We start from the raw sequence: 13833 nt of genomic DNA on the forward strand, positions 1-13833 counted from the left end.
ACAGTAAGTGAAACAATCAACGCCCTGCCTGCGGCAGCAGATGTAAAGACAAGCGACAAGGCCGCCATCGAAGCGGCGAGAACAGCTTATAATGCCCTGACCAACGATCAGAAGGCGAAGGTGTCTGCTGATACTCTTAAGAAGCTGACGGATGCTGAGACTGCCCTGGCAGAGCTTCAGAAGGATGCGGGTGATATTCAGCAGAATGATGGTGATGTACAGCAGAATCCGGACGGAACAAAGTCTGTTACAAAAGAGGATAATAAAGAAAACACGATCACTGTTACACATTATGACAAGCAGGATAAGCCCATCGAGCAGTTTGTATATCAGAAGGCAAAGGGGACCAGCATTGACCTTAAAATAGTAAACAGCAATAATATTAAGAAAATTGTTGTTCCTGCTACAGTCAAGTCTGGTGGCAAGACCTATAAGGTTACCAGAGTCCGCAAAGGCTTCATGAAGAACTGCAAGAAAGCGAAGGAAGTTGTTTTTGGCAAGAACGTCAATAGAATAGACAACAAGGCCATGCAGGGTGGCAGCAATGTTAAGAATGTCACGATAAAGGGTAAACTGAAGAAGCTTGGTAAAAATGCCTTAAAGGGGATGAACAAAAATGGCACCATCAAGATAAAAACAAATCAAAAGACATTTGAGAAAAACAATAAGCTTCTTCAGAAAACAAATCTTCCAAAGAATGTGAAGATAAAATGGGTAAAGAATAAGAAGTAAATCGAATTGAGCAACCACAAATTAGATAAACAGCTGATTTGTGGTTGCTGCTTTTTATCAGTTACGACTTTAATTTTTGATCTCTTGGGGGACGGGGTTAAAGGATCATTATTCTGTGTTATTTGGCCCTACAACCTCGTCCCCAATGGATAATTGACTTTTTATAATAGTATAGATACACTATAACTAAATATATAGTGTATCTATACTATTTTTTTAGAGGAGATCGGACATGGGAGCAATTTATACAAAGGCTCAGAAAGAAGCTACACGAAGATACGTCAATTCTACTGATCAGATAAGGGTTCGTACTGATAAAGGGAATCTGGATTATATCAAAGGCCATGCTAAGGCCATGGGTGAGACTATGGGAGAATTCGTTAACAGGGCGATCATGGAGGCTATCTACCGTGATAGGGGAGAAATTCTTATTGAGACAGTGCACAGCGATGAGTATGACATTTCTGGAAGACTTCTTTTATCAGAAGATGATCACTACGAAATAGATTTTATTATTGAAGGTGTCCGGAGAATTAAGAAGCTGGATGAGCAGAAAGATGTGCCAAGCAGCTTCATATCTGACTATGCATGGATGTCCCTTGAAAATGAATATGAGAATGAGCTGTTAGGTGGTGAATGAAATGGCAATGTATACTTTGATGCGTAAAAATGAAGAAGTAATGTTACTTCAGATAGGTGAAGACGGAAATATCATCAAGCTGGGTAAAAAAGAGAACATAGTGCTTTTGCCTTTGCAAAACAGGACAAGCCCAAAGGATGTCATAGAATGGTGGCGTGACCGTGCAATCCCAATAAAGCAGGGTAAGATAGAGAAGATGTTAAGGGATAACGGCATTGAAACAACGGGGCTTTTCCTAACGCAAAATCTGGGACTCTACCTAACTGAAAATAACATTGCATAAAATTCCGGTTTAATGCAATTATATTGTCGTTGATTTACCGGCACCATTTTCTCCAATGAAGGCAAACAGCTCACCCTGCTTTACGAAAAAAGAGATATTATTTACGGCAGTCATTTCACCATATTTTTTCTGCAGTTTACTAACTTCTATTGCGTTTTGCATTTTGAACTCCTTTCATCGAAACCTTTCTTACGAGATAGATACTACCTCATTTCCCCCACAAAAAAAGCACAACTCAGGTGAGTTGCACTTTTCGTAAGGTGAAATACATTTTTTAGTTTCAGGACAAATCCAGACGCCCCGAAATATAGTATTTGTAATGCTTTTTCTTGCAATATTCTCTTATTTTATTGCTCAATTTTTTATCCTTGGTGTATTCCAGCAGATAGCATTTTTTATGGGCACGTTTTACAGTCTTTAAGTATTTTTTGAAATATTTCGTTTCATCGGAGTCGTTTTTCCCAAACTTATCCTTATCATAATCAATTATTTTTGAAAAAACCGTCTCCTGATTTACACCATCAAGAATCCCGTTAAGGTTGCCATTTTTCTCGTAATATTCTGTGATGAAGGTATCTCCTCCATTGATTATGACTTTTCCCTTTTTGCTAAGACCTTTGAGAATATTTTCCACACCGGCATATATGTTTTCAGTATGATACAGATAATAAACATCGATATTATCTACAAAAAAACCATCTACTCCGGTTTCATCTATCTCCGTAGAAAGCTCATTCAGGATAAAATTCTGCCATTTCTCCGTTGAGACATCGACCCATTTTTCATCAGGCCAATTATCATACACACCAAGTGTTATATCTTCGAATCTGCTGTAATAATCCCGATAATTCTCTATAGCTCCGACATTGATATAGCTGTAGACTTTATGTCCCTTTTTCTTTAGCTTCTTAATATCTTTTGATGAAAAGCCATTCTGAACATCGAGGACAATTGTCTTATAATCCCCAAACTTTTTCATGGCACTCTTTCCGGCATTTACCGATAGAAAAACGCCGTAATCGTAAGCAAATTTATTCCCGGCACAAACATTCATGCTAAACACTCCCATAAAAAAGCATACGCACAATGTCAGCACCAGAACCCTTCGGCTTAAGTTTCTTTTAGCCACACTTATTAAATTCCCCATGATAAACCTTTTCATTCTCCTCACATATATTATTATTTGCCCGTAATTATTTTACAAAGCATAATCTGAAATGTACATAAGCTATTCATTAAAACTCTGAAATCTTCAGCAAGAAATGCATCTATAAACCTCAAATTCGAGATTGGAAAAAACAGCAACTTTCCTGCGGATCTTTCTGCTCTAAAATACCCAGTAATTGCTGCCATAACTTGAGCTCCGTGCCCTTTCTATTGGTTTTTCGTAACGATACATGACATCACCTCCTTAACATAAATACGTTATTACTATAACATTATCGGCATATCTCGATAGTCAACGAAGGGATGCATCGGCTTTTTACAGCTTTAGCTTTAATAGTTCGGCTTTTTACAAATGTTGCTTTATAGCTTCGGCTTTTTACAATTTTTAGCTTGATTTTTTAAAGCTAAGCGCTTATTTCTGTAAAAAGTACAAAAAAAGAAAGCCCATGTTTCAAGGCTTTCTAGTAATTTCCATTTTACACAGTTAGGTTAATCTGACAACAAGGCCCATCAAATCGGTTATATTTTATCATTTGTAAAATATGGCGCTTCCGCCAAAAGGAGGTATTTTAAAAAAGTCATATTAGAAATGCTGATTATCTAACATTTTAGTTCGGTCAGATTCCATTATCTCATCCATCTTTTCGTTAGTTACATAAGAAATAACTGTTATAATTTCCTCAGCCTGGGATTTGTAATCCAGTGGACATCCGGAAAGATAAACATTTGAATATTCATCTAAAGAATACAGAATATCAAGCATCTTATCAGATTTATCAGTGTCCCATGAAAGGTAGACTTTGTAAAGACCTGACATCGTGCCTTTCCTTTCGTGAGGTTCTACAAAATCTTCAATTATAGTAGTATGCCCCTCTGAATTCGTAAAGTATGCAATCTCCGGTTCAGAATCTTCCTCTTCTGCCTCATCTACTTTTGAAGCCCCCATAAGACTGCCAAGTGGGTTGTCATAAACAGAAAGGCTATTGGGAACTTTTCCCTTAAATTCCAGTGATTCGATCATGTTGTGTTGTAATTGGATTTCCCATATTCCGACATTATTATCAGAAATACTGTCGTTCCAGATGCCCATTTTTTCACCAAAGATCACATCCCCCGTTATCATATTGTCTGAAAGATATAGTGCATCCAGATTTTTTTTATTGAGTATCGGGTCAATGGATGTTATCTTATTTTTTCTGGCGGACAAAATTTTAAGCTCATCACATTTATCAAGGAAATCAATATTATCAATATCATTTCCATCTATCAGCAATACTTCAAGACTGCACATCCCTGTTAATGGTGTCATGTCTTTTATTCCATTATTATTTAGGAACAGGTCCTGCAATGAAATGCTACTTTTAGCAAGAGGCGATATATCCGTAATCTTATTGTCTGAAAAATCCACTCTTTCAAGATAAATACAATCCTTAACAGCCTCTATGGATTCAAGGTTGTTCCCTGATGCCGAAAGAGTTTTCAGGTTAGTCATTTGTTCTAAGCCATTAAGATTTTCCAGATTATTATCATCAGCTGCTATATAAGTGACATTTTTAAGATTTCTTAAAGGATCAAGCGAATCAACTTCACATCCGGAAATATCAATCATTCTAAGGTTTTCAAACTTATATAGTGGCGCAAGGTTATGTACTCCGGTATTTGATAGAAGTATTTTTTGAAGGTCGCTGTTTATTTCTTTCATTATTCCGCTTAGATTTGTGAATTCCTTATTGTTTGACAAATCCAGGCTTATAAGTTTATCAAGTGTGAAAAACCATACATCATTAACATTACTGTCCTTAAATCCGGAATTTTTTATTTCAAGCCATTCAACACTTGAGATGCGGCTTAGCCAGTTATAATTATCAATGCCTTTGCAGTCAATTACGTGAAAACTCTTAATACCATATTTTAATCGAGAAAGCTCATTTTCACTATTATCGCTGAAATCACAATTTTCAAACGAAAGAAGCTGTAGCTTTTTAAATCTAGCGAGTTTTCTTGTATCGGAAGTTGTGAGGGTTGTATCCTTTATAGTAAGATGTTCCTCATCAGTGCTATACCTGACTCCGGCTATGGTAATATGAGTAAGATTTAAGCCAAGAATATAGCATAATATTCCCACTAATAAAATACTGCAGGCAATAGCAGCAAATTTTTTAATATTGAGCTTTTTGGTTTTTACGGTCTTAAAACTACCCAAAGCTTTACTGGAAAAATTTAAGCGTTTCTTTTGCCTATTAGTGCTGTCCGTAGTATTTCTTGATTCCGTTTTCTCATCAGGTAAGTTTTCTTCGGCTTCAATTTGGCAGGGCTTAATCAGTTCTGACTGGTAAAGCTTTGAATAGAATTCTTCATCTTTTAGCAGATATTTATTCAGGAACTGAACACTTGAAAGCTGCATCTCAGTTCCGGGAGACATATTAGTCTCTTCCAGTATCACCGCAATGGTGGATTTTCTCTTGCTAACAGAGAAATCTATCTCACGTTTACAGTTAAATGAATCAAGATAACTATTTGAAACAAAGACAAGAAACAATTCGCATGATAGCAGATGGTTCGCTACTGTCTCCGGCCATTCCGAACCCACCTCGATACCATCGTCATACCACACCCTATACCCGTCTTTTTGGAGTCTTTTTATGACAGGCATAACCTTCTTATTGTCTTTGTGGCTATAGCTTATAAATATATAGCTTTCATTTCCTTCGTAAATACTCATAATGTTTAAGTCTCAATACTGAAACCTATACTATCCCTCTTCTTCAATAAATCATTTGATCTTAATATTTTTCACTTTACTCCATTTAGAGTAAACTTTTTCAGAACCAGATGTTTTAAATGTACGAATTCTGAAATAATACTTTGTCTTGGCTTTTAATTTCTTTATTATTTTAGAATTAGTCTTAGACTTATTAATATTAACTGTTTTTACATCAGATGCAAAGGATTTATCTGTACTATACTGAATTACATAACCATTTATATCCTTTGTCTGCTTTTTCCAGGTAAGTGTAACCTTCTTGTTTGCACTATTAATCTTTGTGAATTTTGTTGTTTTAAGACTTGAGTCTATTTTCTCTGAGTTATCAGCTGCCACTTCAGCAGAAGCTGTTGCTTCAGGTGTCTGCACAGTTGCTGACTGCTGTGCTCCAGATTCATTGCCTGCAGGTGTTGAAGGCTGCTGAGCAGGCGTTTCATTCTCTGTAGGTGTTGAAGGATCACTAGGATTCTCAGGCTCAGAAGGCTCCTCGGTTCCTGGATCATCTGACTCGTTCTCACCTGCGTCCTCATCAGGAATATTAACAAGTACAGGTTCTGAATTAGCTACCGTATTCAAATCAGTTGTAATGGTCCTTACACTTACCTCTGTCTGATCAAGCGGGAATCTGACATTATTTGTTCCCTTCATTAGTGTTTGCATCTGGTTTATTGATGATTTGTTCTTTGATTCGGTAATATGAGCAAAACCATCATTTTTCCAGCTGATTGTCCAATATGAATAACCATTTTCATGAACTATTGAAGCCTTAACTTCCTCCGGCTTAGGCATTCTTCTTGTCAAAGTTGTTGTATATTCAGTAACTGAATAGTCAGGATCGTTTTTATACTTATCTATGTCTGCATGATAGTTCTGCATATCTTTTATACCAGCAATGACATAAACATGAACTTCTCCAAGAAAATCATATCCAATAAAAGCGAACTGATTATAGTCATCAATTACTTCATTTGCATTAATTTTCCCTAATTTGTTACTTGGAAGCTGATGCTTTACACCATGTTTATCAACAACATCTCTGATAACAAAATAGTATCCTTCAGAGACGGTTTTGAAATGAAGATTTTCACCATCCAGTTTAAGCTCTGTAACCTTATGAATTTTCTCAGCAGCTCTGGAGTTTATGGATGAGCATCCAAATAAGACTATCACACACATGATTGATGTGATAAACAACAGTAGTTTCCCAAAAACTTTTTTCATTTTTTTCTTTCCCCGTATGTATGATATGCCTTTCGGCTATCCCCTCTCGAAGTGATATTATATCAGAAAAGATATTTTATAAACAAATAGAAAAACTCCCTACAAATTTGTGTAATTTGTAGGGAGTTTGACACCTAAATCATATCAAAAATAGTTGCAGACCACATCTGGTCTGTATTTTTTTGTCAAATTTTATTTTTAATATATAGTGATATATAGTGATTTGTGGTATAATATTACTATATATCAAGAATCACAAAAATAACGCCAAGAGCCTGATGTATTAAGGCTTTTGGCGTCTTTAGTTGGTATTAAAACTGTCAAAGACAGGATTTTATCAGTGAAATTACTATTAAATCACGATTAATTTTGCATTTCTTATCGTATGGTAAATCTGTTTAGCAGCTCATTGATGGATATAGCTGAATCAGATACAGAATTTGCAACATTCTCAACACCCTTTGATTCATCAGCAATCTCCTGAGCACTTACTGCCAAATTGGCTACAGTAGCTGTTATTTCTTCAGAACTAGCTGACTGTTGCTCAGATATAGCAGCAACACTTGATGCTATGTCATTTACATTTGCCATCATTCCAATCATGTTGCGCATTGTGTCTGCTGTACTATTGAGCTCCTGATTGATCTTGCTAAAGCTATCTCCAGCTTTTGAAACTGCTCCGCTACTATTGGTAATAGCCTCCATATTTGCCTGAGATTTCTCGGCAAGATCTTTAATAAGATTTGTGATCTCTGCGATAATATCGCTGATTTCTTTAGCAGCTTCCTGGCTGTTTTGAGCAAGTTTACCGATTTCATCAGCAACAACAGCAAAGCCTTTTCCGGCTTCTCCGGCTCTTGCAGCTTCAATACTTGCATTAAGTGACAGAAGGTTTGTCTGTTCAGAAATAGAATCAATCATCCCTACTATTTCAGTAATCTTATCCGCAGAATCTCCTACTGTAGAAACCACATCATTCATATCACTCATGGAAGATGTTATTACTTCCATATTCTTCTGAACATTGCTCATATCATTCTGTCCAACTTCAGCCTGATCTACAAGACTTAGCATTATCTCATTTGTCTTATTTCCATTATCGGTTAATTCTGCAACTGACTGTGCAAGCATAGTTGCATTATTAGCAAGTTCTCCTACTGCATTTGAAATATCATCCATTGTTGTCTGGATTTGTTCCATCGATTTAGACTGCTCATTAGCTCCTTCAGTCATCTTACTTGAAGCATCCTTTGAAGAGTTTGAGTCAAATTGTAGTTGTTCCGCTCTCCCCTGTATATTAGAAATTGTATCATTCATTACTTGAACATAATTTTCCATTTCTTTGCTGATAAGACCAATTTCATCACCTTTATCTTGAGGCATCTGCGTAGTAAAATCCCCTGATGAAATCTTAAGTATACTATTAGAAAGACTATTAACAGGCTTAGAAATAACTCTGCTTATTGTGATCAAAATAATAACTGTGATTATGAAAATCAATGCAATCATTGCAATCATTGCAATAATCATAAATCTGTTGGATGATGCCAAAACATCATTTACAGGAACAGAAGAAACCATATTCCAACTTGTACCCTGAATATTATAGTAGCAAACATAATATTCAATTCCGCTTAACGGATTTTTTATTTTTGTAACCGCAGTACTACCGGAATCAATATATGCTTTAACGCTAGATAGAAAAGCATTTCCTGATTCAGATATTTTTTTACCATTTAAATCCTGATTAACATAGCTGATAATGTAATCCCCGGCAAGTATCATAGAATTACCTGTTTTCATGGGAGTATATTTTGATGCTTCATTCTGAATATCACCAAGGAAAACGTCAACAGCACAAACTCCTTCCATTCCATTATAAAAACTGTTCTGTCTTACAAAAGAGACACAAAGCTGCCCGGTAGATGCATCAACATAAGGGTCAGATTCAATAAATGTCTCATGTCCTTGTGCAAGTTTATACCAATCTCTTTGTGTAGGCTTCCAGTCAGGAGCCTGTATGGTATGATTGGCAAAAACATAAGTATCATCCTCAAAACCAATGTAAATTCCTGTATTGTTAATGATTGTGTAATTTGTAGAGGGCTCAATATATTTTAGAATTGCTTCCTCATCTTCAAAAGGAACCTGTTCCATGGTATCACAATATTGACCAAATTTTGCCAACAGCATTCTGAATCCGGTTCCCATATTGTAAGCATTAGCCTGTGTTTCAGCCTGAAGATCCATAAGAGATACATCTTCAATTGTAGCTTTAGCATTGAATGATAGAATAAGAATAATTGCAACTACTCCAATGATAATCACAGGCAGTAAACACATCAATAATGTTTTTCCAATACTTTTTTTTACACTCGAATTGTTTTTTCCATTATTTCCAATAGTTGAAGCTGTTCCCATTTTTACCCTCCATTTATAAATGTATTTAGGCGTTTGCAAAACGCCGAAAGCCGCATAAATACGGCGTTTTTGCTTCATAAAAAATGAATAACCCCTCACTAGATATGGTACAATAGAATTGACGAGAAACCACTGACCAACACTAAGAAAGGAGTTATTCTGATATATATGATACCATATAAACAGCTTTCTTTGGCTGATATCTATGCAGACTGTCAGGATAAATTTGAAAATGACAAGCCCGCGTTTCTGTCTCTATTAGAAACCAATATCGACCTTGATGAAATTATTCCGCTCTCTTTTACAAAGCATTTCTATGCATCAACGGGAAGATCCCGTAAATACCCATTAAAAGCCATGCTCTAGCCTTTAATCATCCAACGCGTTTTTAGCATCCCCACAGATCAGCTTCTACTGGTGTTTCTTTCATACTCCAAGCCACTTCGTGAATTCTGTGGTTTTACCAAAGTTCCTGATGCCTCTAAAATAACCCGCTTTAAGCAAAAATGGCATTCCATGTTGTCCTAAAGATGATTCACTCCCAATGAAATCCGATGGCAAATCTTCAAGGAACAATGGTTTAGTAAGATATAAATTTGTCTGTCCCAAAATCAAACGTGTTTACAATAAATCTACTGGCAAATCTCTTCGTGAGTGTCAATGTAAAAATCCCTGCACTAATTCTCCTTGCGGCCGTATGATATATATCTATCCCGAAAAGAATCTACGTGCATATCCAGGGATACTGCGCGGTACTGAAGAATGGGATAACACCTATAAAATCAGAACCGTCGTTGAAAGAGATATCAATCACATGAAAGAGAATCTCTGTCTTGCAGGGCGTCGCACACAAAATGAAAAAACATTGCATGCTGATCTAATTCTTGCAGGTATCACTCAGCTCATCACCGTCGTTCTAGCTGACAAAATCAAACATCATGAGTATATCCGCAGTGTAAAACCGCTAATCGCGTAGGACTTACCAACTTCATTAAGCCATATGCTTATTAAAGTGCGCCAAAATTGCTAGTTCACATTTTTGCATCAAAGAATTCATGCTCTGCATGAATTCTTCTTTGTTTAAATTCAAGATTGCGAACGAGCAAAGCGAGTTTCGCAATTACCTATAAATGTATTAATAAACATTATTGTACGTAGATTCATATACAAATATATTTTACATGTATATATATAAATAATAAATTTATTAATAATTAAACTTTTGTTAAACTTGCATAAATAAACGCTTTTTTGAATCTAAATTCGTCTGTTTTTTATTGCACGGGAGTTTGACACCTAAATCATATATATCAGCGGAAATATCGATCAGCTACTCATAATCACCTATTCGCCCAAATATGCAGCTTATCAAAAGGCAATCAGGGAAGCTCAGGTACAACGTGCCGAGGCTATGATCAACAAAGGAAAGCTAAAAAAGAATCGTAAAAACCCTAATGATCCAGCCCGTTTTATATGGAAGGATGCATGTACTGAAGATGGCGAAGTTGCCGATATCCATTACTATCTTGACGAGACAAAGGTTGCCGAAGAAGCTGGATATGACGGTCTTTACGCTGTCTGTACAGATCTTATAGACGATGATGTTAAGGATATTTTGAAAGTAAGCGAGGGACGATGGCAGATCGAGGAATGCTTCAGAATCATGAAAACAGATTTCGCTGCAAGACCTGTCTATATCAGAAGAGATGACAGAATAGAAGCCCACTTCCTGATATGTTTCCTGTCATTACTTGTTTATCGTTTATTGGAAAAGCAACTTGAAAACAAATACACCTGTGAAGAAATCTTGGATAAATTGAAATCAATGAAATTTGCAGACATTAAAGGACAGGGATACATGCCAACTTACATTCGTGATAAACTTACTGATGCCCTTCATAAAGTATGCGGTTTTAGAACCGATTACGAATTCATTACTAAAGCTGATATGAGAACTATAGAAAAACAAAGCAAGCAAAGGTAATATTACTATATATCAAGAATCACAAAAATAACGCCAAGAGCCTGATGTATTAAGGCTTTTGGCGTCTTTAGTTGGTATTAAAACTGTCAAAGACAGGATTATATCAGAAAAGATATTTTATAAACAAATAGAAAAACTCCCTACAAATTTGTGTAATTTGTAGGGAGTCACTTATTAAAATCAATTGTAACGACTTACTGTCTTGCTACCTTTTTCTCTGACAATTTTATAGCTGCAACCGAGCTTTAATGTGTCTTTGATATAGGAATTGATAACATCCTTATAAGCGCTCTTTCCGTCTTTCTCGAAATGTGAGACGAATGAAATGAAATCATCATCCTCATATTCGATATAAAGAACATCATCGTCATCCATCTTTAGCAAAAGTAATACATGATTGTCAGCAATGGTGATCTCTGTATATTCAAAATCTTCTGCCTTGAGGAAGTAAGTCATATCCTGAACAGCGCCAAGCATAACTTCCGTAGCCTGATCAAAACTGTCTTCGATAGTTATATCATTTGTTTCACCACTATCTTCTGCATCCGAATCAGGCATATCTTCCATTAGAGAAATCACATCTTCTTGTGCCTCTTCAGTCTCCTCATCAGCAGATGTCTCTTCCAGAACTTCATCAATTGAAATATCAGAAGTATCAGTATCTTCTCTCTTCTCTAGCATTTCAGATTCCGGAATGATGAGATCAGGTATATCAAGATCAAGCTCAGGAAGCGTTATCTCCGCTTCACCGGAAATATCCTCTACAGGGATCTCTTCAACAGGTGCTGCCTCTACGGGTATCTCTACAGCAGGTGCTTCCTCTACAGGTACTTCTGCAACCGGAATCTCTTCAACGGGAACTTCTTCTGCAGGAGCTGCCTCTGTAGGTATATCATCAACTGGTATTTCCTCAATAGGTGCTTCTTCTACAGGAATCTCGACAGCAGGAATCTCTGTAACTGGTATCTCCTCAACGGTAGCTGCCTCTACAGGAATCTCTTCAACTGGTATTTCTTCAACAGGCGCTGCATCTACAGGCACTTCTGCAACTGGTATTTCCTCAGCAGGCGCTTCTTCGACAGTAGCCTCAGCAACAGGTGCCTCCTCGACGGGAGCTGCTTCGATCGATACTTCCGGGATTGGTGCTTCCTCAACAGGAAGTGCTTCTGATGGAATTTCTGCAACTGGAACTTCTTCAACAGGCGCTGCATCTACAGGCACTTCTGCAACTGGTATTTCCTCAACAGGAGCTGCCTCTACAGGCACTTCTGCAACCGGAACTTCTTCAACGGGAGCTGCCTCTGCAGGTATCTCTACGGCAGGAATTTCCTCAGCAGGCGCTTCTTCGAGAGGAGCCTCAGCAATGGGAACTTCCTCAACTAGCGCTGCTTCTACAGGTACTTCCGGAACTGGTGCTTCCTCAACAGGAATTGCTTCTGCTGGAATTTCTGCAACCGGAACTTCTTCTGCAGGTGCTGCTTCCACAGGTACCTCAGCAACTGGAATATCCCCAATAGGCGCAGGCTCGACAGGAACCTCTGCAACCGGAACTTCTTCAACTGGAGTTGCTTCTACAGCTACTTCCGGAACTGGTATCTCTTCAACAGGCGCTTCTTCTGCAAGTATCTCTACGGCAGGAATTTCCTCAGCAGTTGCTTCTTCGACAGGAGCCTCAGCAACAGGAGCCTCCTCAACGGGAGCTGCTTCTACAGGTACTTCCGGAATTGGTGCCTCCTCAACAGAAGGTGCTTCTACGGGAATTTCTGCAACCGGAACTTCTTCAACGGGAGCTGCCTCTGCAGGTATCTCTACGGCAGGAATTTCCTCAGCAGTTGCTTCTTCGACAGGAGCCTCAGCAACAGGAGCCTCCTCAACGGGAGCTGCTTCTACAGGTACTTCCGGAACTGGTGTCTCTTCAACAGGCGCTGCCTCTACAGGCACTTCTGCAACTGGTATCTCTTCAACAGGCGCTGCCTCTACTGGCACTTCTGCAACTGGTATCTCTTCAACAGGCGCTACCTCTGCAGGTATCTCTACGGCAGGAATTTCCTCAGCAAGCGCTTCTTCGGCAGGAGCCTCAGCAATGGGAACTTCCTCAACTGGCGCTTCTTCGACAGGAGCCTCAGCAATGGGAACTTCCTCAACTGGCGCTGCTTCTACAGGCGCCTCAGCAACAGGAGCCTCTTCAACGGGAGCTGCTTCTACCGGCACTTCAGGAACTGGTATCTCTTCAACAGGTGCTGCTTCTACCGGCACTTCAGCAACCGGAACTTCTTCAACTGGTGGTGTCTCTACAGCTACTTCCACAACCGGAGCTTCTTCAACTGGTGCTGCAATCTCTTCTACAGGAACCTCTGGCACAGGAATTTCTTCAATAGGAATCTCTGCAGCCGGAGCTTCGGCCGTTAATTCAGGTACGGGAATATCAGCCGCCGGAGCTTCCTCAGCAGGTGCATCTGCAGGAACCTGTTGCAAGCTCATATCAACATCGCTCGCTTTCTCAGCATTGGCCATAGCAGCAAGAAGCTTCTCAACAGAAGGATCCATTGCTTCTTCATTGCCAGCTACTTCTGTTACATTTTCATTTGCCTGAATATTCTCTGTATCCATAATTATCTCCC

The 13833-nt window shown here is 38.3% G+C and carries 9 protein-coding genes and 3 pseudogenes; 5 read left to right on the forward strand and 7 right to left on the reverse strand.

Features of this window, described 5'->3' with window-relative positions; translation table 11 throughout:
- The 3 genes from G586_RS0118400 to G586_RS0118410 form a co-directional block, all read left to right on the forward strand.
- A partial coding sequence (locus G586_RS0118400; protein WP_026528888.1) for a leucine-rich repeat protein occupies window positions 1-732 on the forward strand: 732 nt, incomplete at its 5' end.
- A 232-nt stretch (window positions 733-964) separates the two neighbouring features.
- On the forward strand, window positions 965-1372 hold the full coding sequence (locus tag G586_RS26700; RefSeq protein ID WP_196811640.1) for a hypothetical protein: 408 nt from the start codon (window positions 965-967) through the stop codon (window positions 1370-1372).
- 1 nt (window position 1373) lies between these two features.
- Complete coding sequence (locus tag G586_RS0118410) at window positions 1374-1655, forward strand: hypothetical protein (RefSeq protein ID WP_026528889.1); 282 nt, start codon at window positions 1374-1376, stop codon at window positions 1653-1655.
- A gap of 21 nt (window positions 1656-1676) precedes the next feature.
- Here the strand turns inward: G586_RS0118410 and G586_RS25820 are convergent.
- The 6 genes and pseudogenes from G586_RS25820 to G586_RS0118440 form a co-directional block, all read right to left on the reverse strand.
- Window positions 1677-1817: pseudogene (locus tag G586_RS25820) on the reverse strand (ATP-binding cassette domain-containing protein); the annotation flags it as partial.
- Between the two features lie 118 nt (window positions 1818-1935).
- Complete coding sequence (locus G586_RS0118420; RefSeq protein WP_196811641.1) at window positions 1936-2784, reverse strand: endo alpha-1,4 polygalactosaminidase; 849 nt, start codon at window positions 2782-2784, stop codon at window positions 1936-1938.
- 50 nt (window positions 2785-2834) lie between these two features.
- Window positions 2835-3008 carry a hypothetical protein gene (locus G586_RS26390; RefSeq protein ID WP_155834280.1) on the reverse strand — a complete coding sequence of 58 codons (174 nt, stop codon included), beginning with the start codon at window positions 3006-3008 and terminating at the stop codon, window positions 2835-2837.
- 397 nt (window positions 3009-3405) lie between these two features.
- Window positions 3406-5544, reverse strand: coding sequence for a leucine-rich repeat domain-containing protein (locus tag G586_RS0118430; RefSeq protein ID WP_026528891.1), 2139 nt, complete (start codon window positions 5542-5544; stop codon window positions 3406-3408).
- Window positions 5545-5595: 51 nt separating this feature from the next.
- Window positions 5596-6807: a fibronectin type III domain-containing protein gene (locus tag G586_RS0118435; protein WP_026528892.1), complete on the reverse strand. Its 1212-nt coding sequence runs from the start codon at window positions 6805-6807 to the stop codon at window positions 5596-5598.
- A gap of 378 nt (window positions 6808-7185) precedes the next feature.
- Window positions 7186-9228, reverse strand: coding sequence for a methyl-accepting chemotaxis protein (locus tag G586_RS0118440; RefSeq protein WP_026528893.1), 2043 nt, complete (start codon window positions 9226-9228; stop codon window positions 7186-7188).
- Window positions 9229-9396: 168 nt separating this feature from the next.
- On the opposite strand from G586_RS0118440, the pseudogene G586_RS25825 reads away from it, so the two are divergent.
- A pseudogene (locus tag G586_RS25825) lies at window positions 9397-10109 on the forward strand (transposase).
- A 446-nt stretch (window positions 10110-10555) separates the two neighbouring features.
- Window positions 10556-11212 (forward strand): annotated as a pseudogene (locus tag G586_RS0118455) (IS1634 family transposase); the annotation flags it as partial.
- A 180-nt stretch (window positions 11213-11392) separates the two neighbouring features.
- Here G586_RS0118455 and G586_RS25280 read toward each other — a convergent pair.
- Entirely contained in the window at window positions 11393-13822 is a 2430-nt protein-coding gene (locus G586_RS25280; RefSeq protein ID WP_051204910.1) for a hypothetical protein, read from the reverse strand.
- Window positions 13823-13833 lie beyond the last annotated feature (11 nt).

Origin of the sequence: Butyrivibrio sp. VCD2006, assembly GCF_000423925.1 — a bacterium.
GTDB lineage: Bacteria > Bacillota > Clostridia > Lachnospirales > Lachnospiraceae > Butyrivibrio.